Origin of the sequence: Anaerococcus senegalensis JC48, assembly GCF_000321005.1 — a bacterium.
Lineage (GTDB): Bacteria > Bacillota > Clostridia > Tissierellales > Peptoniphilaceae > Anaerococcus > Anaerococcus senegalensis.
This window is the reverse complement of sequence record NZ_HE578907.1, coordinates 48,847-72,285: the sequence shown is the minus strand read 5'-3', so window position 1 is coordinate 72,285 and position 23,439 is coordinate 48,847. Positions and strand designations below refer to the sequence as shown.

General features: G+C 27.8%; 23 protein-coding genes. 4 read left to right on the top strand and 19 right to left on the bottom strand.

The window, feature by feature from the left end; translation table 11 throughout:
• Positions 1-5: 5 nt before the first annotated feature.
• The 19 genes from ASHG_RS00470 to hpf form a co-directional block, all read right to left on the bottom strand.
• Positions 6-1,019 carry a dihydroxyacetone kinase subunit DhaK gene (locus ASHG_RS00470; protein ID WP_208853620.1) on the bottom strand — a complete coding sequence of 338 codons (1,014 nt, stop codon included), beginning with the start codon at positions 1,017-1,019 and terminating at the stop codon, positions 6-8.
• Between the two features lie 5 nt (positions 1,020-1,024).
• On the bottom strand, positions 1,025-1,687 hold the full coding sequence (locus tag ASHG_RS00465; protein ID WP_040396768.1) for a class II aldolase/adducin family protein: 663 nt from the start codon (positions 1,685-1,687) through the stop codon (positions 1,025-1,027).
• A gap of 9 nt (positions 1,688-1,696) precedes the next feature.
• Positions 1,697-3,049: a PTS galactitol transporter subunit IIC gene (locus tag ASHG_RS00460; RefSeq protein ID WP_040396767.1), complete on the bottom strand. Its 1,353-nt coding sequence runs from the start codon at positions 3,047-3,049 to the stop codon at positions 1,697-1,699.
• Positions 3,050-3,061: 12 nt separating this feature from the next.
• On the bottom strand, positions 3,062-3,343 hold the full coding sequence (locus tag ASHG_RS00455) for a PTS sugar transporter subunit IIB (RefSeq protein ID WP_040396766.1): 282 nt from the start codon (positions 3,341-3,343) through the stop codon (positions 3,062-3,064).
• A gap of 3 nt (positions 3,344-3,346) precedes the next feature.
• Complete coding sequence (locus ASHG_RS00450) at positions 3,347-3,814, bottom strand: PTS sugar transporter subunit IIA (RefSeq protein WP_040396765.1); 468 nt, start codon at positions 3,812-3,814, stop codon at positions 3,347-3,349.
• Positions 3,815-3,869: 55 nt separating this feature from the next.
• On the bottom strand, positions 3,870-5,960 hold the full coding sequence (locus ASHG_RS00445; RefSeq protein WP_040396764.1) for a BglG family transcription antiterminator: 2,091 nt from the start codon (positions 5,958-5,960) through the stop codon (positions 3,870-3,872).
• A gap of 328 nt (positions 5,961-6,288) precedes the next feature.
• Positions 6,289-6,498: an IS3 family transposase gene (locus ASHG_RS08810; RefSeq protein WP_084689266.1), complete on the bottom strand. Its 210-nt coding sequence runs from the start codon at positions 6,496-6,498 to the stop codon at positions 6,289-6,291.
• Between the two features lie 21 nt (positions 6,499-6,519).
• The gene (locus ASHG_RS00440; RefSeq protein WP_316244684.1) at positions 6,520-7,005 is read right to left on the bottom strand and encodes an IS3 family transposase; all 486 of its coding nucleotides are present in this window, start codon (positions 7,003-7,005) and stop codon (positions 6,520-6,522) included.
• A 203-nt stretch (positions 7,006-7,208) separates the two neighbouring features.
• Complete coding sequence (locus tag ASHG_RS00435) at positions 7,209-7,610, bottom strand: helix-turn-helix domain containing protein (RefSeq protein ID WP_244264212.1); 402 nt, start codon at positions 7,608-7,610, stop codon at positions 7,209-7,211.
• Positions 7,549-7,689, bottom strand: coding sequence for a transposase (locus ASHG_RS09235; RefSeq protein ID WP_244264211.1), 141 nt, complete (start codon positions 7,687-7,689; stop codon positions 7,549-7,551). Before ASHG_RS09235 ends, ASHG_RS00435 begins: the two co-directional genes overlap by 62 nt.
• Before the next feature lie 66 nt (positions 7,690-7,755).
• The gene (locus tag ASHG_RS00430) at positions 7,756-9,006 is read right to left on the bottom strand and encodes a dicarboxylate/amino acid:cation symporter (RefSeq protein ID WP_040396763.1); all 1,251 of its coding nucleotides are present in this window, start codon (positions 9,004-9,006) and stop codon (positions 7,756-7,758) included.
• Positions 9,007-9,144: 138 nt separating this feature from the next.
• Positions 9,145-10,239, bottom strand: a complete 1,095-nt coding sequence (gene trpS, locus ASHG_RS00425; RefSeq protein ID WP_040396762.1) for a tryptophan--tRNA ligase — start codon at positions 10,237-10,239, stop codon at positions 9,145-9,147.
• A gap of 38 nt (positions 10,240-10,277) precedes the next feature.
• Positions 10,278-11,387 (bottom strand): peptide chain release factor 2, encoded by a 1,110-nt coding sequence (gene prfB / locus ASHG_RS00420; protein ID WP_040396760.1) that lies wholly within the window; start codon positions 11,385-11,387, stop codon positions 10,278-10,280.
• A complete protein-coding gene (gene secA, locus ASHG_RS00415; protein ID WP_040396759.1) occupies positions 11,388-14,102 on the bottom strand; it encodes a preprotein translocase subunit SecA in 2,715 nt (904 codons plus the stop codon).
• 126 nt (positions 14,103-14,228) lie between these two features.
• Positions 14,229-14,663 (bottom strand): type II 3-dehydroquinate dehydratase, encoded by a 435-nt coding sequence (gene aroQ, locus ASHG_RS00410; protein ID WP_040396758.1) that lies wholly within the window; start codon positions 14,661-14,663, stop codon positions 14,229-14,231.
• The gene (locus ASHG_RS00405) at positions 14,644-16,131 is read right to left on the bottom strand and encodes a shikimate kinase (protein ID WP_040396757.1); all 1,488 of its coding nucleotides are present in this window, start codon (positions 16,129-16,131) and stop codon (positions 14,644-14,646) included. The genes aroQ and ASHG_RS00405 overlap by 20 nt, the downstream gene beginning before the upstream one ends.
• On the bottom strand, positions 16,132-17,361 hold the full coding sequence (aroA, locus tag ASHG_RS00400; RefSeq protein ID WP_040396756.1) for a 3-phosphoshikimate 1-carboxyvinyltransferase: 1,230 nt from the start codon (positions 17,359-17,361) through the stop codon (positions 16,132-16,134).
• Complete coding sequence (gene aroB / locus ASHG_RS00395) at positions 17,348-18,379, bottom strand: 3-dehydroquinate synthase (protein WP_040396755.1); 1,032 nt, start codon at positions 18,377-18,379, stop codon at positions 17,348-17,350. The genes aroA and aroB overlap by 14 nt, the downstream gene beginning before the upstream one ends.
• A 140-nt stretch (positions 18,380-18,519) precedes the next feature.
• Positions 18,520-19,056, bottom strand: a complete 537-nt coding sequence (gene hpf / locus ASHG_RS00390; protein WP_040396754.1) for a ribosome hibernation-promoting factor, HPF/YfiA family — start codon at positions 19,054-19,056, stop codon at positions 18,520-18,522.
• 114 nt (positions 19,057-19,170) lie between these two features.
• On the opposite strand from hpf, the gene ASHG_RS00385 reads away from it, so the two are divergent.
• From ASHG_RS00385 to ASHG_RS00370, 4 genes are read left to right on the top strand one after another with little or no spacing between them, the layout of a single operon-like run.
• Complete coding sequence (locus ASHG_RS00385; protein WP_040396752.1) at positions 19,171-21,081, top strand: alpha/beta hydrolase family protein; 1,911 nt, start codon at positions 19,171-19,173, stop codon at positions 21,079-21,081.
• On the top strand, positions 21,078-21,956 hold the full coding sequence (locus tag ASHG_RS00380) for a YihY/virulence factor BrkB family protein (RefSeq protein WP_040396750.1): 879 nt from the start codon (positions 21,078-21,080) through the stop codon (positions 21,954-21,956). The genes ASHG_RS00385 and ASHG_RS00380 overlap by 4 nt, the downstream gene beginning before the upstream one ends.
• On the top strand, positions 21,956-22,648 hold the full coding sequence (locus ASHG_RS00375) for a radical SAM protein (protein ID WP_040396748.1): 693 nt from the start codon (positions 21,956-21,958) through the stop codon (positions 22,646-22,648). Before ASHG_RS00380 ends, ASHG_RS00375 begins: the two co-directional genes overlap by 1 nt.
• Positions 22,648-23,184, top strand: coding sequence for a 5-formyltetrahydrofolate cyclo-ligase (locus ASHG_RS00370; RefSeq protein ID WP_051145855.1), 537 nt, complete (start codon positions 22,648-22,650; stop codon positions 23,182-23,184). Before ASHG_RS00375 ends, ASHG_RS00370 begins: the two co-directional genes overlap by 1 nt.
• The last annotated feature ends 255 nt before the right edge of the window (positions 23,185-23,439 follow it).

Below are 23,439 nucleotides of genomic sequence, written 5' to 3'. Positions count from 1 at the left end.
TTAACCTACCTATTATAATTTGTATAGAATGGAGTACTTGAAACTTCTAATAATAATTCTTTTAACTCCTCATCTAGTTTAAACAATGTTATTGAAAGACCAGCCATTTCCATTGAAGTTGCAAAGTTACCTATGTGTGGTTGGATTATATTTATATTTTTCTCTTTTAATGAATCATATAATCTATTGTATACAATATACATCTCATCTAGTGGTGTTGATCCCAGTCCATTAATCATGATAGAAATCTCATCATTTTTTTCAAGTTCTACTTCTGTTAAAAGTTTTTCTAGTAATAAATCTGCTACCTCATCAGCTGTCATCATTTTTTTTACATCAATTCCAGCTTCACCATGGATTCCCATTCCTATCTCGATTTCATCTTCATTAATAGAAAATGTTGCTTTTCCTGCTTCTGGGACAACACAAGCACTCAATGCTACACCCATAGTTCTTATATTTTCTAAGGCTTTATTTGTTATTGATGCTACTTTTTCTAAATCATAACCTTTATCAGCTGCAGCTCCTGCTATTTTATAAGCATATACTATTCCGGCTACACCTCTTCTTGTATCTCTTTTTTCATAAGGTGCACTGGCAATATCATCCTTAACAGCAATTTTAACGGTCTCGATGTCATCAAAATCTGTCATTTCGGTCGCCATATTAAAGTTCATATTATCTCCGCCATAGTTACCATATAAACACAAAACGCCTTTACCAAAATCACATTCTCTAATTAAATCTTCCATTTTAGAGGCAGCTGGAGATGCAAAAACATTACCTACTGCACATCCGTCAAGCATTTTTTCACCAACATAGCCTAGGAATAACGGAAGGTGTCCACTTCCGCCAGCTGTTACTATACCTACTTTATCTTTTTTAGGATTATTCTTACGAATAAGCATCCTAAAGTCATCATTCAACAAAGCGTATTTATCTGAATGAGCTTTAATGATCCCTTCCATAAATTCCTTTGTATAGTCTTCTGGTTTATTAATTATTTTTTTCATTTTCATTAATTTTAGCCCTCCAAATCTAATTTTTCTGGATATTTCCAGATATCAAAGTCTTCTTGTTTAAATGAATCTGGTTCTTTTCCATTATTTATCATTAGTACATTGAAGTAAATATGTGCTATATCCTCTAAATATTGCATGTTTAGATATGCTTTTTCCAAATCTTCACCTATACCAACAGCTCCGTGTTTTTCCATCAAAAATGCATTTGAAATTTTGCATGATTCTATAACTGTTTTTGCTAATTCTGGTGTTCCTGGTGTAGCAAATGGAGCTACTGGAATTCTTGCTTCTTTAAGTCCCATAGTAGCTAACTCATAGACTATCGCTGGAATTTCTTTACCAATAACAGCGAAGCTAGTCGCATATTTAGAATGTGTATGGGCTACACCGTTTATATCATCTCTTGTTTTATAAATTTGAAGATGCATCATTGTTTCACTAGACGGTCTTCTATCATTTTTAGCTTCTATTATATTTCCATCTAAATCAACAACTACAATATCATCAGTTGTTAGTTTCATCCTATCTACTGTTGCAGGTGTTACGACTACATATCCTGTTTCTTTGTCCTTTTCACTAAAGTTTCCTGATCCTGGTTGACATAGTCCCTTTAATTGTGCATCTTTTGATATTCTTATAACGTTGTTTTTTAATTCTTCTAACATAATTTTCTCCTAGTTATTTTCTTCTTCAAGCTGTTTTTTACTCATAGCTTTTTTTACGTATACTATAAACAATCCGACAAAGGCTACAAACGAAACTATTCCTACTAAATTGAAAGCAAAAGCTTCTGAAATTGCCCATCTAAATATTGGAGCCTCAACCCCAAAGTAAGTTATAAATTGACCTGCAGGTATATCTATAGTTCCTACCTGCCCTGCTAATGCTGTTATAGCTTCAGCAAATCTACTTGAAACCAATAGATATGTTGGTGTGAAAAGAATTGATAGTATTATCATTTTGATTATATCACCATTTGTAACTACTAATGCTGGTACTACTACAATAACATTTACAATTCCTGCTAGTGGTAAAACTGAAGACCATCCAAGCTTAGCAAATAAAAATGCCAAAGCTATTTCAAGTGGTACAAGTATGATTGATACAACCCAAATTTCAGATCTTCCAGCCATAAATGGCCAGTCTAAACCAATTTGAATTTCTCTATCTTTGTATTTGTTTTTCATGTAATTACTTGCATAATCTGATATTGGTTGAAGTGCCTGCATAAACAATTTGGCAACCATTGGGAATAGCACTAAAGATGCTGAAACTTTAATACCTACATTCAATGTATCTGAAACGCTATATCCAGCTATAATAGCTAATAGTATACCAACTAGTAAACCCATTACGCTATTTTCTCCAAAAATACCTATCTTATCTTTAAGGCTATCAGAGTCAAGTGATCTTCCACCAAGACCTGGTATCTTGTCTAAAACCTTATTAACTGGAGACATCAATGCACATTGAAATGTCATGTAGTGAGTACAAGTTACACCAGGTATGCCTGTTAATTTTTGAATTCTTTCGTGGTTTGCATCAGCCATTTTTAATTCAAATACTATTTGTATAATGGCTGCGACGAAACCAAATATTATGTTCCCAGATATTGCGTTTACCATGGTAGCTGTAAATATTTTTCCCCAAACATTCCACATATCTACGTTTAGTGTATCTGTCCATTTAAAACCTATGAGCAATAAATTTACTACTATTTGAATAGGAAACATCAATAAAGCATATGGCCACGCCCAAGCAATCGCACTCATTGGGGTCCAACCAACGTCTACAGCGTTTAGTTGAAGACCTGTTCTTTCTACTAGAGCTTGCGCTACTGGACTTATTGTCCCAAACATAAAGTCTAATATCAAGCTCATTCCTGTGAATGCTACACCAAGAGTAATACCTGAAATTATAGCTCTTTTAGCAGGCATCTTGAATATCAATCCAATAATAATCATAATTATTGGTAAAAATATGGCTGCCCCTAAATTTAAAATGTAATTAATTATTTGACCTAACATTTTTTATGACTCCTAACTATTTATATAGCCTTTTAATTTTTCATATTCTTCATCCATACCCATACCTGTCAAGAATGCTATCCCATTAATCTTTGGTACATTTTCGTAAGTTTTTCCTCCTGGCATTATTGATACATAAACGTCTACTGTATCTATAATGTTCTCAAGTGACTTTATATCTACAGCTTCTACAGTTGCTCTGATACCGTCGTCCTCTAACATACTGTTGATTTTAGATGCAACAGTTTGACTTGTTGCTACTCCTGAACCACATGCTACTACAATTTTTTTCATAATTTACTCCTTTATTAATTTTTCTAAAATTTGTTTTATTTCATGTTTTGTTTTTGAATCTTTTATTTTTTTTAATAGTTCTTTGTCACTAAATACGCCCATCAATTTAACAAGCAAAGGTACCTGAGCTTCAGGGTTTGCTACCGCTAACATAAATACTAAATCTACATCAATATTTTGATCTGGATCTTCCATATTTTTGAATTCCACACTATTTTTCAATGTAGCTACTGCTATCCCCGCTGAATTAACATGGATAGGATCGGTGTGTGGAATGGCAACTTTTATATCTCCAGTATTCAAACCTGTAGGATATATTAATTCCCTTTCAAGCACCGCATTAAAATATGTTTCTTTTACTTTCCCAGCATCCATCATTTGATCAGACATATATTTTATCAACTCTTCTCTGCTATCGCAGTCTAAATCGATAAATATTAGATCTTCTCTTACTTTAATTTGACTTTCCATAACTACCTCCTTTCTGTTTTCATCTATTACATTGTTTACTTAAAAGCATTTTTAACTAATTAAAAATTCTATTATATTTTATTATTTGATTTCTGACTTCTTCCTTTGTTCTAGCCAATTCTAAAGCTCTTTTAAATTCATCTATTTTTAATAAATTAATTAATTCAAATAAAGCTTTTAAATGATCTTTGTTTTCATCAACCGCTAATATACAAACAAACTTAATAGGATCAAAAACTGAAGATCCAAAATTAACAGGATTCCTTAATCTAGCTAAGGCCATACTGGTCTTATTAACTTTTGAAGAAATTTTCCCATGTGGTAAAGCAAAATTTTCACTAATTACTACATAGGGTCCAAATTCTTCTATATTTTCAATCATTTCACTTACATACTCTTGGCTAATATTGTTTTTATTTAATAAAACTTTTGAAGCTATTTTTATTGAATCTTTCCAATCAGATGCTTCAATATCTAGCACGATGTTATCCTCAATAAGAAAGTCTTCCAAACTATTACCTTCATCTGAATTCATTTTTTCTAAAAATATATCCTGATCTTTATAACTTTGTTTTTTTGATTTATTTTCAATAAAATCAAGGTCGTAACCCTTGATTATAGAGCTAGATCTTTCATACACATAGTCAGATATTTTTTTATAATCATATTCATTTATTAATGGAGATACTTTTATATACTCTTTATTAATATTATATAAATCAACCGTAGTAATTATGATATCAATATCATCTAAGTCCATATTTCTCAATTGGTGGCTTGTTGTGCATCCTACTATCTTAAACTTAAACAATTCTTCCAATTTATGATTTAATAATTGACTAGTTCCTATGCCTGAATTACATACAACAATTGATTTCAATCTCCTGCATGCTCTATCAATCATTCTTTCTAATGATGCATAGACGTATATAACAATATATGATATTTCTATGTCATATATATCTCTATCAAAGTAACTAGATAGTACTTCAGAGTGTTTTTTAACTTTTTCAAATAGGTCTTTCTTTTCATTTGCTATAAGTTTAAGTTCTGGATAATTAACGATATCTTCTATTTTATACTGTTTCATTCTTTCTATGTGTAATGAAAGACTCTCAAATAACTTATAGTCTAAGAATAAAGGAATAGATAATTCTCGTGATAATGAGTCAATTAATTCTCTAGTTATAAAATTTATACTTATTGAATCATTATCATTAGCTCCTACTATTCTGAACTGGAGGTTTAATATTAGTTTAGAAAGATATATACATTCGTCTATATAGTAATTATATTCAAAATGTTCAATGAGCTGTTTATACAAGCTATATGCTATATCTTTATCTAAATTATCTGATATAAAGTCAGATTCTTCAGTAATTTCATAATCGTAAGTAGAACTTAACGACAACATCAATAAATAGTTTGATAAGATATCAAAAGACTTTTCAGAGAATATAACACTATTCCTATATTCAGATTCTCCAATAATGTTAAATATAGTTTTTTTATTTTCCTCAATTCTAAAAGCTATATTTTCATATAAGTTGTTTACAGAATTTATGAACATATTTATAAGGTAATAATTATCACTAACAAGCTCTATTAGAGCCTCTCTTTTATGCTTATGTGACCCATCGATATACAATCCTTTTCCCGGTTTTGTAACAAGCGATATATTTTTTTGTTTTATAAAAATTGCTAAGTCATCAATGTCGGAAGTTACAGTCGATCTAGATGTAAACATAATATCAGCCAATTCTTTTTTTGTAGCATACTCTTTTGATATAAGCAAAATTAAGGTCTCCACGTTTAACCTTTCAGCTTTGTTAAGAGTGTAATCATAAAAGTTTAAGCCAGATAAAAAACTTTTAATCATTTTTTTATCTTCTAATATTATTTCACTATCTCTAACATCAATACTAATACCAGAATACTTAAGCAGATGATTATTTATTATCTTTACATCGTCATTTATAGTTCTAAGACTCACTTTGAAATTTTTCTTCAAATAATCTATTGGTACAAAATCATTCTCATTTAATAAAATACATAAAATTTCATATCTTCTCTTATTTATACTAACCCTCCTTTCAATTAAATAGTACAATATAAATAGATTTACAACAAGTTCAAATGTTTTCATAGCTATGAAGAGAAATGTACCATCCTAACAATTAATAGAATTTACAAATTTCTAATCATGTAGAATAAATTGCCCTACATACATAATTTTGAAAATATACATAGTATTTAGGGAATAATATAAAAATATCGTTTGATAATTATACATAGTAATTTATATTTATCGAAATAAAGTCTGATATAAAAAAGAGCAAAGTTTCCTTTACTCTTTTTATCCGATATATGTTTATTTCCTCTTTTCCATATCTATATTTAAAATTTTTAAAATAAAAAAATCCGCAGACTGTATCTGACCTGAACCCGTAAACACGGAATAATTTAATAATATTTTAAGCGGAATGTAATCTGTACATAACAGGGGACATTCCGTTTAATTTTGTTTTAATCCTATCCTCATTGTACCATTTGATATATTTTTCGATCTCATTTCTCAAATGATCATAACTATTAAAATCTTCTCCATAATACATTTCTTTTTTTAATATTCCAAAGAAGTTCTCCATTGGAGAATTATCTAGACAATTGCCTTTTCTTGACATACTTTGCCTAATATTAATTTTTTATAGTTTTTTAGTCCAAGTACTATGTTGGTAATGAAATACTTGGTCTGAGTGTATAGTTAAATTTATAATGTCTTTATTTTCTCCTAATGCTTTTTCTAACATCGTATTAGTTAATTTTATTGTTGGGTGATTGCTCAGTGTGTAGCTGATTATTTCGCTGTTGTATAGGTCTAATATTGGTGATAGGTATAGTTTCTTTTCCTTACCCTTTATTCTAAATTCTGTTACATCTGTTAACCATATTTTATTTGGTTTAGTAGCTGTAAACTGTCTTTTTACAATATTATCGGCTACTTTACCTATTTGTCCCTTGTATGATGAGTATTTTCTTGATCTAGTTTTAAATTTAGAGCATAGCAAGGATTCTTCTCTCATTATTCTTAAGACTTTTTTATGGTTAACATTAAAGCCTTTATTTTTTAATACCATAGTTACTCTTCTATAGCCATATCTACCTTTTGATGCTTCTATTATTGTTATTATTTCTTTTCTGATTTATTTGCCTTTATCTACTGGATTTCCTAATTTTATCTTCCATTCATAGTATGATGATTTTGGCAACTTAGCTATTTTTAGCCATTCATTTATTTTACTTTTTGGATTTTCTTTTAGAAGTTTGAGGATTATCTTTGTCTTTTCCTTGCTTCTGCTTCCTCTTCCAGGAGCAAGGCTTGTAGCTTTTTTTCCTATATTATCTTCATTTTAAGTAGTCTATTTTCTTCCCTTAATCTTATTAATTCTTCTCTTTCACTTTCGTTTATTGGAGTATTAAGTTTAGACTTTTTATTTGATTTGGTCATGTCTTTTTTAGGCCTTCCTCTTTTATCTTCCAGCCCAGATAGACTATGTTCTTGATATGCTTTATCCAATCTGTATACCATAGATCCATTAACAAGATTAAAGCGCTCTGCAGTCTCTTTAAGCGAAGTATTATTTATTTGCCTATATTGTATTACAGATAGCTTAAATTCACTAGTGAATTTGTTGTTTTTTGACTTTTTAGATAAGCTATCAAAGCCTCCTGATTTATATTTTACTATCCAGTTTTGTAATATACCCTCCCTCGGGTATATCATATTTTTTAGCAACCATCATCCTGCCAACAGATTTCCCTGATAAATATTCCATCACTAATTTTATTTTAAATTCTTTTGTGTATTTTGGCATAGAAAAACCCCTCCATCCGTATTCCGGATTTTGGGGTTCAGGTCACACAGGGCCTAGTTTTTTTCATTAAATTTCTTTAGCATTTATAATTTTTTCATTGAAACCGTCTTTGTAGTCATCATTTTTAACTATATGTTTATTAAATATCTTATCAATACCAACAGAAATTGCTGTATCTCCAGAAATATTTGCTGCAGTTCCAAATGAATCTTGTGTTAGATATAAAGTAATCAATAATGATGCAAGTTCACCTTCTGAAGGAATTCCTACTACTGGTAAAAATGGTAGGGCACTCATTACAGCTCCACCTGGTGCTCCTGGTGCAGCAACCATAGCAATTCCTAAAATTGCCATATATCTTAACATTAATAAATAAGAATGATCCATTCCATACATTGTTAAAATTGTAAATGTACAAGCAGTGATTGTAATCATAGAACCTGGCATGTGAACTGTAGCTCCAAGAGGAATAACAAAATCTCTTATTCCCTTGCTAACACTATTTTGCTTAGCACATTCTAAGTTTACTGGAATTGTTGCAACTGATGATTGTGTACCAACAGCTGTTAAATATCCTTTTACTTGATTTTTGATAAGTCTTATTGGATTTTTCTTTGTGTAAGAACCACTTATTATAAATAAAGCAGATACATATAATAAGTGAAGAGCAATTACACATAAGAATATTTTCCAGAATATTGAAAGAACTGCAAATACTGATCCTGTAAATGCCATTTTTGAGAAATTACCAAAAATGAAAAATGGTAATAATGGAACAATTGCTGTTGATAATACTTTAGTAATTATCTCATTAAATTCTCCAATAAGTCCGTAAGAAAATTCTCCCTTACCTTGTTTTCTTAACCATGAGATTGCTATACCCATCATAAAAGCAAAAATAATTGCTGATGTAACATCAAAAAATGGTTTTATTGGTACTTCAAAAAATGGGTTAACTTCAATTTCACTTGAAGCTTGGATTTTTGCAACTTGGTCTTGGCTGATAAATGATGGGAAAATATTAGAACTCATTACATAAGATAATGAACCACCAACTAATGTTGAAGTATATGCAATAAGAACTGTTACAGCAAGTAATCTTCCTGCTCCCTCTCCAAGATCTGCAATTCCTTTAGTAACAAAAGCGATTATCATAAGTGGGATTACAAAGTTTAAAAATGCACCAAAAATAGTTGAGAATGTCACGGCAATTCTTACAAACCATTCTGGTAAATATAAACCTGCTAAGGTACCCAAGGCAATCGCTATCAATAATTTAGGTATTAAACCTAGTTTTTTCTTTTCCGATTTACTCATGTCTTTAAATACTCCTTTTTTTTAACTATAATTTTTTATGTAAAATATATAGTTTCTATATGACTACCTTTTCATTATAAAACATAAAATAAAAAAGTGCAAGTAATATTGCACTTTTTTTTAACAATTTATAAAACATTATTTATACTCTTGGTCATATTTTTCTTGAAGTTCAGAAATTAAATTATTATCATCAAAATAATTTATTCCCATAGCTTCTTTTACCTCATTTAATTTCTTTTGACCATATAAGCTTGCCTCTTTTGATCCATTTTCCATAATTTTAAATAAATTATCAATATCTTTAGCATAATAAGATCTTCTTTCTCTTATAGGATCAAGAAAATCTTCCAAAACTTTATTTAAGAATTTTTTAATTTTAACATCACCAAGACCTCCACGTCTATAATGATCTTTAAGTTCGTCTAAATTTTTATATTCAGGATAATATTTTTCAAAATGATAATCTTCACAAAAAGCATCAAGATAAGTAAATACTGCATTGCCTTCAACTTTTCCAGGATCACTTATTTTTATATGACCAGGATCTGTAAACATGGACATTACTTTTCTTTTTACTTCTTTTTTAGAGTCAGATAAATAAATACAATTGTCTAATGACTTACTCATTTTTGCTGATCCATCAATACCTGGAAGTCTTCTACATACTTTATTTTCCGGAATTACTGCTTTTGGCTCTCTAAAAATTTCTTTGTAGGTATTATTAAATGACCTAACCAATTCTCTAGCTTGTTCAAGCATAGGCTCTTGATCTTCTCCAACTGGAACAATATTTGAATCAAACAAAATAATATCTGATGTTTGACTTACTGGATAAATTAAAAATCCAGTTGGAAGACTTGTTTCAAAATTTTTAGATTTTATTTCACTTTTTACAGTAGGATTTCTTTCAAGTCTTGACAAGGTAACTAAATTTAATAAATAAAAAGTAAGTTCTGTTAGTTCTTTTACATAAGATTGTACAAAAAATGTAACTTTTTCAGGATCAAGTCCTACTGAAAGATAATCAAGCATAACCTCTGTAATATTTTCTCTAATTTTTTTAGGATTATTGAAATTATCTGTCAAAGCTTGAGCATCAGCAATCATAACATACATTTTGTCATAATTTCCCTCATTTTGTATTTTTACTCTATTTTTTAAAGATCCAACATAATGACCCAAATGAAGTTTTCCAGTTGGTCTATCTCCTGTTAATATTATATTTTTCATTTTTTCTCCTTAAATTTTATAAAAATAAAAGGAAAGGATTATTCCTTTCCCCCTTTTGCTAAATAAGCATCTATAAATCCATTAATATCGCCATCCATTACACTATCTACATTTCCCACTTCAAAATTTGTTCTGTGATCTTTTACAAGAGTGTATGGATGAAATACATAAGATCTTATTTGGCTTCCCCAAGCTATTTGGGTGTAATTCCCTTGAATATCCTCAATTTTTTCTCTATGTTCTTCTTCTTTAATTTGAGTAAGCTTTGCCAAAAGAAGTTTCATTGCAGTTTCTTTATTTTGAGTTTGGCTTCTTTCTGCTTGACTTGAAGCAATTACTCCAGTAGGTATATGAGTAATTCTAACAGCAGAATCGGTTTTATTAACGTGTTGTCCACCTGCCCCACTTGCCCTATAAGTATCAATTCTTAAATCTTTAGGATCAATTTCAACACTCATATCATCATTTAACTCTGGAAAAATATCTATCGATGCAAAAGAAGTATGACGTCTTTTTGAAGAATCAAAAGGAGAAATCCTGACAAGTCTATGAACTCCTCTTTCACCTTTTAAGTATCCATAAGCGTAAGAGCCTTTTATATGAATAGTTGCAGACTTTATACCACCTGCTTCTTCATTATTTAAATCTGTTATATCAAATTTAAAATTGCGTCTTTCAAAAAATCTAGTGTACATTCTCATAAGCATTTCTGCCCAATCAGTAGCCTCAAGTCCACCAGCGCCTGCATGAATCACCATATAGGCATTATTCTTATCATATTCTCCATCAAGTTCAGTTTTTATTTTAAAAGATGATATTTCTTTTTTTAAAATACTTAGAGAATCTTCTATATCAACTAAACTATCTAATTCTTCATTTGTTTGTTCAATAATGTCAATTAAATCAGATTGATCTTTTAATTCTTCTTTAAAATTTGTAAAAGTTTTATAATCATCTTTTTTATCAGATAAATCAGCCATTATTTCTTGGGCTTTTTGGCTATCATCCCAAAAATTTTCTTTAAGGGTTTCTTTTTCAATATTTTTTATTTCTAAAAAAAGATTATCAGGATCAAGATGAGCTCCAATCATATTAAGATTTTTTTCAAGTTCTTCAATGATTTCTCTTAACTCATAAATTTCTGCCATCTAATTACCCTTAATATTACCTTTTTTTGCTTCTCTTTTTAATCTTCTTCTTTCAGCTCTGTTAGTTGCTTGATCAGGATCCTCAGCATTTTCAAGATTTTCTGAATCAGGTCTTAAAACTTGTTTTCTTTCAATATTTTGTCTAATTTCAACACCCATCATTAACCTTACGGTTTCTTCTTGTATTGCATTAGTCATTTCTTCATACATTTCAAATCCGGAATTTGTATAAGCACGAACAGGATCATCATTACCCATAGCTCTAACACCAATTTCTTTTCTCATTTGATCCATTGCATCGATGTGTTCCATCCACTTTGTATCAATTACTCTAAGAAGAACTACCCTTTCAACTTCTCTCATATTATCTTCACCAAATTGTTTTTCTTTTTCCTCATATTTATTTAAGGTTGTTTGGTAAATATAATCTATTAATTTTTCTTGGGTTAAATCATTAATATTTTCAAATCTTAAAAGTTCAACTGGGATTGCTATTGATTTTAAATGATTTAATAAGGCTACCATTTCCCAATTTTCTGGTTTTATTTGTGGGTTAGTAAATGAATATACAGCTTGAGAAATCGAATCTTTTATCATTGCTAAAATTGATTCTCTCATATTTTCTCCGTAAAGAACTTGTTTTCTTTCATTATAGATTATTGTTCTTTGTTTATTCATTACATCATCATATTGGAGGACTCTTTTTCTTGTTGCAAAGTTATTTGCCTCAACTCTAGTTTGAGCTTTTTCAATTGATCTTGTTACCATTTTTGAAACAATTGGATCATCTTCTGGATAATTGTAATTTTCTACAAATTTAGAAATTTGTTCTCCTACATTTAGTCTAATTAAATCATCTTTTAATGAGATAAAAAATCTTGATTTACCAGGATCTCCTTGTCTTCCTGAACGTCCTCTCAATTGGTTATCAATTCTTCGAGATTCATGTCTTTCTGAACCTATTATATATAGTCCACCAACTTCTCTTACCTTTTTAGCTTCTTGATCTATTTCAGGTTTTACAAGAGATTTATAGTGTTTATATTTTTTTCTCGCATCTAATATTTCTTGGTTATCTGTTTCTTGGAAAGAGTCTACTTGTTCTAATAATTCATCAGAAATTCCTTCTCTTTTTAATCTTTGTTTTGCCATATGATCAGCATTTCCACCAAGCATAATATCAGTACCACGACCCGCCATATTTGTAGCTATTGTTACAGCATTAAGTCTACCTGCTTGAGCCACAATATCAGCTTCTCTTTCGTGATTTTTAGCATTTAATACTACGTGTTTTATTTTTTCTTTTTTTAGAGCATTCGATAATTTTTCAGAATTTTCTATAGAAATTGTACCAACTAGAATTGGTTGACCAGTTGCGTGAACTTTTTTAATTTCTTCTATAATTGCATTATATTTTCCATTTTCATTTATATAAACATAGTCTACATCATCAACTCTTTGGATTGATCTGTTTGTAGGAATTTCTACAACATCCAAGCTATAAATTTCTGAAAATTCTTCTTCTTCTGTTTTTGCAGTACCAGTCATTCCAGATAATTTATCATACATTCTAAAGTAATTTTGGAAGGTAATTGTTGCAAGAGTTTTTGATTCTGATTGAACTTCAACTCCTTCTTTTGCCTCAATTGCTTGATGAAGACCATCTGAGTATCTTCTTCCTTGCATAATACGGCCTGTAAATTCATCTACAATCATTACTTCGCCCTTATTTACAACATAATCTATGTCTCTTGTCATAGTTGTATTTGCTTTTAGGGCATTATTAATGTAGTGAGCAAGTTCTAGATGTTCTGGATCTGATAAATTTTCAATTCCAAAGAATTTTTCAGCCTTTTCTGTTCCTTGTTCTGTAAGGTTTGATGATTTTCTTTTTTCATCTACCAAGAAATCTACTTTCTCTACAACAAATTCTCTATCAAATGGATCTTGATCTAAATCTTCATTTGGATCTAAAATTCTTCCCTCAAGTCCTTTTATAAATTCATCAGCCTTTTTATAAGTATCTGTAGATTCATCACCTTCTCCAGAAATTATAAGTGGAGTTCTAGCTTCATCAATTAAGATTGAATCGACCTCATCGACTATTGCATAATGAAGTCCTCTTTGAACCATATTATCCTTATAAATAACCATGTTATCTCTAAGATAATCAAAACCAAATTGGTTATTTGTTCCATAAGTTATATCACAATTATAATTTTTTTGTCTTTCAGAGTTTGTAAGTCCATAAATTATACAACCTACTGTAAGACCCAAAAATGAATAAACTTTCCCCATCCACTCTTGGTCACGTTTTGCAAGGTAATCATTTACTGTAACTACATGAACTCCCTTTCCGTCAAGGGCATTTAAATAAGCAGGAAGAGTTTCAACTAAAGTTTTTCCTTCTCCTGTTTTCATTTCTGCTATTTGTCCATTATGTAGAACAATTCCTCCCAACAATTGCACAGGATAATGTTTCATTCCCAAAACTCTATCACTTGCTTCTCTTACTGTTGCAAATGCTTCTACTAAAAGATCATCAAGACTTTCTCCGTTTTTAAGTCTTTCTTTAAATTCATTTGTTTTATTTTGTAACTGTTTATCTGTTAATTTTTGCATATCTTCATCTAGTGCTAAAATTTTGTCAACTAATTTTTGATTGTTGGCAATTTCTTTTTGACTAAATGATTTAAATATATTAAATAACGCCAAATCTTTCACCTCTAATTCACTGTATATCCTACCTTTTTTATGACTCTTATCAATAAAATAGGATTAAAATATCTCAAATATAATATTAAATGAAAATCAATCAATTGTAAAATAAATTTACAATAATTATTTTTCGAAATTTTCTTTTAAATACTTAATTGCTTCAATATAACCATCAAATCCCTCGCCCTTTATAGTTTTCATGGCAAAATATGAAACATAGGAAATTTTTCTAAATTCTTCCCTCTTATCTACATCTGTTAAATGAACTTCAACTGTTGGTATATTTACAGCTTTTAAGGCATCTAAAATTGCAATTGATGTATGGGTATATGCTGCAGGATTTATCACTATTCCATCATAAAAACTATATGCTTCTTGAATTTTATTTATAATTTGTCCTTCAGAATTTGATTGGTAAATTTCAATTTCAATATCCTTATTATAAACATAATCTTTTATATATTTAATTAAATCTTTATAAGTTTTTTTTCCGTAAAGATCTCTTTCTCTAATTCCAAGCATATTTATATTGGGCCCATTAATTATTAATATTCTCATAAAATTTCTCCTCAATTTCTTTTGCACAAACATTCAAATTTTTATTATAAACCTCAAAATCTTTAAATTTATCATATAGATCTTTTCTTTTTTCATACAAAAAATCTAAATCATATTTTTTTGATAGTGGTCTTCCACCAATTTCTAATTTTTCTAAATCTCTTCTTACATTAACTATTAAAGAATTTTCTTTTAAATAATAATAATTTATATCTTTTTCTACTACTCCACCACCACAACTTATGATAAGAGAATTTGATTTTGATATTTCTTTTATAATTTGGATTTCCTTTTTTCTAAATTCACCTTCTCCATATTTATTGAAGAAATCTTCTATATTCCCATATTTTTTTACGAATTCTTCATCTATATCAAAAAATTTTCTATTCATATTTTTAGACAAAATTTGTCCAAGGCTTGTTTTACCAGATCCTGGCATTCCAATAAGGGCAATATTTATTTGATTCTTTAATAAAGAATTTCTAACACCACTGATTAAAGATGGATCAAAATTTTTATCTAAAAATAATTCGCTTGCTTTTATAGCCTGAGCAATAAGCATATCAATTCCACTGGCAAATTTTATATTTTTTAATTTTGCATCAATTAAAATTTTTGTCATATTTGGATTATAAATTAAATCAAGGACTCCCTCTAATTTTTCAAAATTATCGAGATTAATATGATCTAAAAAATCTCCATTATTAGGATACATTCCAACAGGAGTAGTATTTATAATTATTTCAAAATCCCTATAATTTTTTTCATCTTTAAAATAAGGTTTAAATCTTCTTGATAAAAATACAATTTCTTTTGCGTCCAAATCTTTTAAAACTTCTTTTACAGTTTTTGAGGATGCACCCTTACCAAGAACTAAACATTTTTTATTTTTTACTTCTATTTGATTTTTTTTAAGATCATAAAAAAAGCCAAAATAATCTGTATTGTAGCCGTAAAGTTTTCCATTTTTATTTACGATTGTATTTACTGCTCCAATTTTTTTTGCCTTATCAGACACATAATCTAGGTATTTTATTACTTTCTCTTTATATGGAATTGTTACATTAATCCCCTTAAAATCTTTTTTTTCAAAAAATTCATCCAAATCTTCTTCGTTTTTTTCAAAATATTGGTAGCTATAGTATCCAAGTTTTTCATGGATTATTTTTGAATAAGAATGGCCTAATTTTTTTCCTAAAAGTCCATATTTTTCATCATTTTTTTGTAGATTTTTAGACTGATCCATAATTTCTTGATAAATTTTTACGAAATATTTTCCATATTCAGGATTTTTTTCTTGAATTTTTTTTAGAATTTCTTTTTCCCTAATTGGATCATAAACTTTTTTATTGTGAGATATCTTGTAGGCCCTTACTTTTTTTGAAAGGTCAAACCTTTCTTCTAGTAATTTTATAATTTCATCATCGACTTTGTTTATATTTTCTCTAATATCTTTAATATCGTCCATTTAAGCTCCTAGATATTTAATTCTACCACCAAGTTTTTCAAAAGTTTTGAAAAATGATGGGTAGGACTTATTTACTGCCTTATAATTTTTTATTATTATGTCATCTTTTGCAAGTAAAGATCCTATACTTGCAGCCATTACTATCCTGTGATCATTAAAAGAATCAACCTTGCCCCCACTTATTTTTCCAGAGATTTTAAGACCGTCTCCAAGGATTTGGCAATTTGCTCCCAAATCATTTAACATCTTTGAAGTTGATTCTAACCTGTCACTTTCTTTAAGTCTTAATCTTTCTCCATTAATAATGTAGGAAGTTTTGTCTAAAGATGTGAGTAAGATTGCAACTATTGGACAAAGGTCTGGTATTTGTGAAATGTCTATTTTTATTTCTTTATTTTCTTTTTTACATTTTTTTATTTTTTGACAAATTTCTACAATTTCTCTATCTTTTTGTAGAGATTTTTCATTCAAGTTTTTAATTTTTATTTTTGAACCAAGTAAATTTGCCCCATAAAAAAATGCAGCATTTGACCAATCTCCTTCTACATAATAATTTTTTGGTGAAATAATTTGTGGATTTTCAATTATATATGAGTTATTCTCTTTCTTAATATCAACATTAAAATCTTTTAAGACTTTTCTTGTTATATCAATATAACCAATTGATTCTGGTTTTTGTTTTAATTTAATATAAATTTTTCCATCTAGTTTGCTTGCTGCAAGCATTATAGCTGTTATATATTGGCTTGATTTATTTTCCAAAAATTCAAATTTCCCTGATTTTAATTTTCCCTTAATAGTGTAGGGAATTTTATTAGAAGAAATTTCTAAGCCGTTTTGTCTTAGATTATTAATTAGTTCAAGGTTTGGTCTTTTAGCAAGTCTTTTTTCACCTAATATTTTTGTATTTTTTGAAAAATGAGAGCAAACTCCTGTGAAAAATCTCAAAGAAGATCCTGATTCATACATATCAATAGTTGCTTTTTCAATTTTTTCATTTGGAGGGATTATTTTTACAAGATTTTTATCTTTTTTAATTTTTACTCCCAAATTTTCAAGACTATCTATTGTCACATTTATATCTTTTGAAAATTCATTAATATAAATATTAGTAGGATTTTTTGCAAGTCCTGCCATAATTAAAACTCTATGGGCAAAAGATTTGGATGAAATAGCATCAATTTCTCCTTCTAATTTTGAAGGATGAATTAAAATATCATCTGTTTTCATATATTTTCCTCAAATAATTAAAATCTATTTTTAAAATCTCACAAGTTCCAATCTCTTTTACAACGATGATATTTATTTTATCAGCTCTAGATTTTTTATCTAGTTTACAAATTTTTATAATTTCATCTGTATTAAAATCTATATCATAATCAAGACCGTATTTTTCTAAAACTTTTACAAACTCACCTAAAAAATCTTTATAAAAATATTTGACCATTATTTTCATACCAAGAGCTACTGCATGACCATGACTAATTTTAAAATTAGAATTAATTTCAATAGCATGGGCAAAAGTATGGCCATAATTTAAAATTTGTCTAATACCCAAATCTTTCTCGTCTTTCTTAACAACTTCTTTCTTTATTTGTAAGCATTTTTTTATAATTGATGGAAGATTTGGATAAGATTTATTTACATTATTATTAGAAATTTCATCGAAAATAGACTTATCTCTAATCATTCCATATTTGATAGCTTCTCCCAAACCATCCTTAAAATAATAATCTGATAAAGTTTTTAAAAAATCTGTATCTATAAAAACTTTTTTTGGTTGATAAAATGTTCCACACAAATTTTTCCCTGCTTTTAAATTCACTGCGGTTTTTCCACCAACAGATGAATCGATTGAAGATAAAAATGTAGTTGGAACCATGATAAAATCAACTCCTCTAAGATAAAGAGAAGAAAAAAGAGCTGAAATATCTCCTACAACTCCTCCTCCAAAAGCAATTATTAAATCAGATCTTCTATATTCATTTTTTGCTGCAAACTCTAAAATTTTAATTAAATTTTCTGTAGATTTTGATTTTTCTCCATTTTTTAAAATGTATTCTTTAAAATAAAATCCACCGAGTTCTTTTTCAATTTTTTTTCCATGAATTTTATAAACTAAATCATCACTTATTATTAAAATTCTAGAATTTTTATAATTTTCTTTTAAATATTCGTGCAATTTTTCTATAATTTTTGAACCTATAACAATGTCATAAGGATTTTCTAAATCAACTGTTAATTTCATTTGACTTCTTTCTTTGTTTTTAATTTATTTTTTATTTATATTATCACTATACTCTATAAAAGTTTATCTAGTAGATAATTATATATGTAAATTATTTACAAATAAAAAAACTGCTGCAAAAAATGCAGCAGTAAAATTCATTATTCAGGAATAATTAATCCATAATGACCATCTTTTCTTTTATAAACTAATCTTGTTTTCATTTCTTGATCATCTAAATATATAAAGAAATCATGGTTTAAAAGTTCCATTTGCATACAAGCTTCCTCATCGCTCATTGGTCTTAGAACTATTTCTTTTTCTTTTTTTATAGTTGGATTATCTTCTTTCTCTTCTTCAATTTCAATGTTATCAAAGGATTCAAATTTTATTGACTCACCATTTCTTCTATTTCTTTGAAGTTTTGTTTTATGTTTTCTGATTTGACGTACCAAAGCGTCAATAACCTTATCAATTCCAGTTGAAAAGTTTTCATTTACTTCTTCAGCTCTAAGAATTGTACCACCTTTTAGAAAAATAGTTGATTCAACTTTCTTTAAATTACCTTCGGTAGAAAATTTGAGGTCCATTTCTTCTTCCTTGTTAAAATATTTGTCAAGCCTATCAAATTTTTCCTTTGCTTCTTCTTTTAAGCTTTCATAAACATTGATGTTTTTACCTTTAATATTTAGTTTCATAATTGAACCTCCATCGTTTTGATATTATATATATACCCCCTAAAAGTTTATGTAAACGTTTGGTTTTTTGTTTATTAAAAATTAATGTATAATAAGATAAAATGAGGAGGAAATATGGATAAAACAAAAATAAATGATATTTTAAAATATGATTTTTATTCAAATCTTAAAATATCAAATGATGAAAAATATCTTGCATTTTTAAAAACTAATGCAAATTTTAATAAAAATAAATATGATTCTTTTTTATATGCTTTTGATTTAGAAAATAATAAAAAATTTAAAATTTCAGATAATAAAGATATAAATCTATTTATTTTCGATAATGATAATAATATTATATTTAAGGAAAAATCTGATGAAGATTTTGATTATTTTTATAAAAAAGATAGGTCAATAGAAATAGCAAAGTTTGATTTTAAAATAAACAAAAATGTATCTTTCATTAAAAACCTAGAAAATGGAAATTTTTTAATTAAAGCTTGCGATAAATTATCAAAAGATCAAAGAAAAAATCAAAAAGAAAATTCTTTTTATAAAGAAGTTACAAAATTACCTTTCTACTTTAATGGTTCAGGCTTCATAAAAGATGAAATCGAATCTTTGTATTTTTTCAATAAAAATGAAAATAAATTAGAAAAAATTAGAGAATTTAAAAATGAAACTTTAAACGCCTTTGCGATTAATAAAAACTTAAATAAATTAGCCCTTGTTATTGGAAAAAATGATAACAATGTTTCAAGATTAAAAGATGATCTAATTATTTTAGATCTAGAAAATAATAATGAGAATATTTTAATAGAAGATACTTTTTCTTTTTATGATTTATTTTTTGATAATGAGGATGAGTTAATCTTTGTTGCAACTGATATGGAAAAAGGTGGCATAAATGAAGACGCCTTTATTTATAAAAGTGACTTATTAGGAAAATATGAAAAAATTTCTCCAGATGATTTTGATAAGTCTTTTGGTAACTCTCTAGGTACAGATGCAAGATGGGAATCTAATAAAATTTTTGAATTTAAAAATAACAAATTATATTTCTTAGTTACAGAAAAAGAAGAGTCTAAGCTTTATTCAATGGATTTAAATGGTAATTTAAATCTTGAAATTTCTGGATGTGTTGAAGATTTTGTAATTGCTGATGAAAATATTTATTATTTATCAATGACAGAAAATAGACTTTCTCACCTTAAAGATAAAAATAATAAATCAATTTTATTTGATAATAAAATAAATACATCAATTGGTAAAATTGAAGAATTTTTCTACGAATCTAATGGTGATAGAATTAGAGGATATGCTCTTTTGCCTGTAGATTTTGACAAAAATAAAAAATATCCTACACTTTTATCAATTCACGGTGGACCAAAAACAGAGTTTTCAAATATTTTCCATCATGAACACCAAGTTTTTGCAAATGACGGATATATAATAATTTACACTAATCCTCATGGTTCAAGTGGAAATGGAGTAAAATATTCAGATATTAGAGGAAAATATGGGTCTATCGACTATGAAGATTTGATGAATTTTACAGATTTTGCTATAAAAAAATTCCCACAAATTGATAGTAATAATTTGGGAGTTTATGGTGGATCTTACGGTGGATTTATGACCAATTGGATTGTTTCACATACTGATAGATTTAAGGCAGCAAATTCTCAAAGATCAATTTCAAATTGGACTTCATTTTATGGAGTTTCAGATATTGGATATTATTTTGGGCCAGATCAAACTGGATCAAATCCTTGGGATAATTTGGAAAAAATGTGGGATCAATCTCCTATTAAATATGCAAAAAATGTAAAAACTCCAATAATGTTTATTCATTCAGATGAAGATTATAGGTGCCCATTAGAACAAGGCCTTCAAATGTATACAAGAATAAAAGAAAACGGAGTTGATTCAAAAATGTATATTTTCCACGGAGAAAATCATGAACTTTCAAGATCTGGAAGACCAAAAGCAAGAATTAAAAGACTTGAAGCTATAAAAGAATGGTTTGATAGGTATTTAAAATGAAAATAAGGCTGAAATCTTCTAATATTAAAAAGTTTATTTTAAATTTGATAGAAAGAATTAGAGATCATGACCTTATGACTCTCGCCTCTTCTCTTTCTTATTATTTTTTGTCAGCAGCAATACCAATGTTATTGGTTTTATTAAATCTTGTTACAAAATATATGAAGGGAAATGAGGATGTAGTAATAGATTTTATAAAATTACTTCCAGATTCAATTAGGGGAATAATTTTGATGATAGTAAAATCTATAATTGATTCAGGTTCTGTTTCAACAATTTCAACTATCACCTTAATTTTTGCTCTTTGGTCAGCATCAAAAGGAGTTTCAAAAATAATTCTTGCTATAAATATTGCCTATGGTCTAGAAGATGATCATTCAATGATAAAAAATAAAATATTTGGATTCCTTTACACTTTTGTTTTAATATTTATTTTGATTTTTATATTCTTAATAAGAATTTATTCAAACGGAATATTAAAATTGATAGAAGATATTTTAAAAATTGTAAATTCTTCTTTTTCACTTAATGAATTTAACTGGCTAATAAATTTAATATCAGGAATAATTCCACCAATAATATTAATTTTGGGCCTTACACTTTTATATAAAGCTGCCCCTTATAACGATTCGGTAAAAATTAAATTTAAGGATGCCTTTGTAGGTTCAATTTCTACAAGCATCATGATATTTATTACAAGTTTTGGATATTCATTTTTCCTCAATAATATGAGCAATATGTCAGTAATTTATGGAGCCTTGGCAGGAATAATCGCTCTTTTAGTTTGGATGCTCTTATTTTCCCTTACAATAATATTAGGAGCAGAAATTATAGCAGCTTATATGAAAACAAAAAATTATAGGAGGATAAATTAATGGAAAGATATTCTACAATAGATGAAAAATATAAAAGAGAAATTGTTCTTTTAAAAGCAAGACCTTGCAAATGGGGAAAATGTAGATTTTGCGATTATATAGAAGATAATGAGATAGATGAAGAAAAAATTAACCAAATAAATAAAAAAGTTTTGGAAAAAGTTACAGGAAAATATGGAGTTCTTGAAGTTATTGATTCAGCTTCATTTTTTGAACTAACAGAAAATACCAAAAAAATGATAAAAGACCTTGCCAACTCAAAAAATATCCACACCCTATTTTTTGAATGCCATTGGATTTATAGAAAAAAAGTCAATGAAATTAGAAAATATTTTAAAAATCAAAAAGTAATAATTAAAACTGGGGTTGAAACTTTCGACAATGACTTTCGTGAAAATTATCTCTTAAAGGGAGCAGATTTTAAAAATTATAAAGAAGTTTTACAATATTTTGATTCTCCCTGCCTTATGGTTGGCATAAAGGGACAGACAAAAGAAATGATTGATAGGGATATGGAAATTATTTTAAATAATTTCCCCCATGCCACTGTAAATGTATTCAATAATAATTCAACAGATGTAAAAAGAGATGACGAACTTGTAGATTGGTTTTTAAAAAAATATCACCAAAAATTATTAGAAAGTAAAAAAATCGACTACCTTTATAATATTACAGATTTTGGAGTTGGTTGATGAAAAAAGAACTCAGAAGATATTTTATAAATAATAGAACAAAAATTAGCCCAGATGATAAAAAAATTTGGGATAAAAAAATAAAAGAAAATTTTCTAGAAAGTGATTTTTATAAAAATTCCAAATCTATTTTTATTTATTATTCAACAGATGATGAAATTGATACGAAAAAAATAATTAAAGAGGCTTTTTTAGATAAAAAAGAAGTTTATATCCCAAAAATTACAGGAAAACATAAAATGATTCCTGTTTTGCTTAAATCATTTGACGATCTTGTCTATGGAGAATATAAAATAAAAACATCAAAACTTAAAAATACTAAAGAAAATATTGATCTTACCATAGTTCCAGGACTTTCATTTGATAAGAATAAATATAGGCTTGGCTATGGAGGAGGATTTTATGATTATTATATAAAAAATCATAAGTCTTTTTATGTAGGTTTGTTTTATCAAATAAATAAATCTTATAAATTAAATTTCGATGATTTTGATCAAAAATTAGATTTAATAATTACAGATAAAAAAATATATTAAAAAAATCCTAGTCATAAAGCTAGGATTTGCTTTTTAAAAAAAGAATTCAAATCTCATGCAAGAAATATCATAAGGAATAAACTGATACGATTTCAAATTTAAAAATTCATATAAAACCGTACTCTAAAATTTAAAGCTGTGATTATTTTTTAAATAAATTAAATTCAATTAAATTTTAATTCTTCGTTTTATTCCGAGGGATAAATATTAAAATCGTGCCACTGGCACAATTTTAAACTATTTATCTGTCCTCGC

Bases quoted from the DNA above. Each gene is read 5' to 3' on its own strand.
- ASHG_RS00470 (WP_208853620.1), bottom strand. From the start codon at position 1,019: ATGAAAATGAAAAAAATAATTAATAAACCAGAAGACTATACAAAGGAA.
- ASHG_RS00465 (WP_040396768.1), bottom strand. From the start codon at position 1,687: ATGTTAGAAGAATTAAAAAACAACGTTATAAGAATATCAAAAGATGCA.
- ASHG_RS00460 (WP_040396767.1), bottom strand. From the start codon at position 3,049: ATGTTAGGTCAAATAATTAATTACATTTTAAATTTAGGGGCAGCCATA.
- ASHG_RS00455 (WP_040396766.1), bottom strand. From the start codon at position 3,343: ATGAAAAAAATTGTAGTAGCATGTGGTTCAGGAGTAGCAACAAGTCAA.
- ASHG_RS00450 (WP_040396765.1), bottom strand. From the start codon at position 3,814: ATGGAAAGTCAAATTAAAGTAAGAGAAGATCTAATATTTATCGATTTA.
- ASHG_RS00445 (WP_040396764.1), bottom strand. From the start codon at position 5,960: ATGAAAACATTTGAACTTGTTGTAAATCTATTTATATTGTACTATTTA.
- ASHG_RS08810 (WP_084689266.1), bottom strand. From the start codon at position 6,498: ATGTCAAGAAAAGGCAATTGTCTAGATAATTCTCCAATGGAGAACTTC.
- ASHG_RS09235 (WP_244264211.1), bottom strand. From the start codon at position 7,689: ATGCCAAAATACACAAAAGAATTTAAAATAAAATTAGTGATGGAATAT.
- ASHG_RS00430 (WP_040396763.1), bottom strand. From the start codon at position 9,006: ATGAGTAAATCGGAAAAGAAAAAACTAGGTTTAATACCTAAATTATTG.
- trpS (WP_040396762.1), bottom strand. From the start codon at position 10,239: ATGAAAAATATAATATTAACAGGAGATAGACCAACTGGAAAACTTCAT.
- prfB (WP_040396760.1), bottom strand. From the start codon at position 11,387: ATGGCAGAAATTTATGAGTTAAGAGAAATCATTGAAGAACTTGAAAAA.
- aroQ (WP_040396758.1), bottom strand. From the start codon at position 14,663: ATGAGAATATTAATAATTAATGGGCCCAATATAAATATGCTTGGAATT.
- ASHG_RS00405 (WP_040396757.1), bottom strand. From the start codon at position 16,131: ATGGACGATATTAAAGATATTAGAGAAAATATAAACAAAGTCGATGAT.
- aroA (WP_040396756.1), bottom strand. From the start codon at position 17,361: ATGAAAACAGATGATATTTTAATTCATCCTTCAAAATTAGAAGGAGAA.
- aroB (WP_040396755.1), bottom strand. From the start codon at position 18,379: ATGAAATTAACAGTTGATTTAGAAAATCCTTATGACATTGTTATAGGT.
- hpf (WP_040396754.1), bottom strand. From the start codon at position 19,056: ATGAAACTAAATATTAAAGGTAAAAACATCAATGTTTATGAAAGCTTA.
- ASHG_RS00385 (WP_040396752.1), top strand. From the start codon at position 19,171: ATGGATAAAACAAAAATAAATGATATTTTAAAATATGATTTTTATTCA.
- ASHG_RS00380 (WP_040396750.1), top strand. From the start codon at position 21,078: ATGAAAATAAGGCTGAAATCTTCTAATATTAAAAAGTTTATTTTAAAT.
- ASHG_RS00375 (WP_040396748.1), top strand. From the start codon at position 21,956: ATGGAAAGATATTCTACAATAGATGAAAAATATAAAAGAGAAATTGTT.
- ASHG_RS00370 (WP_051145855.1), top strand. From the start codon at position 22,648: ATGAAAAAAGAACTCAGAAGATATTTTATAAATAATAGAACAAAAATT.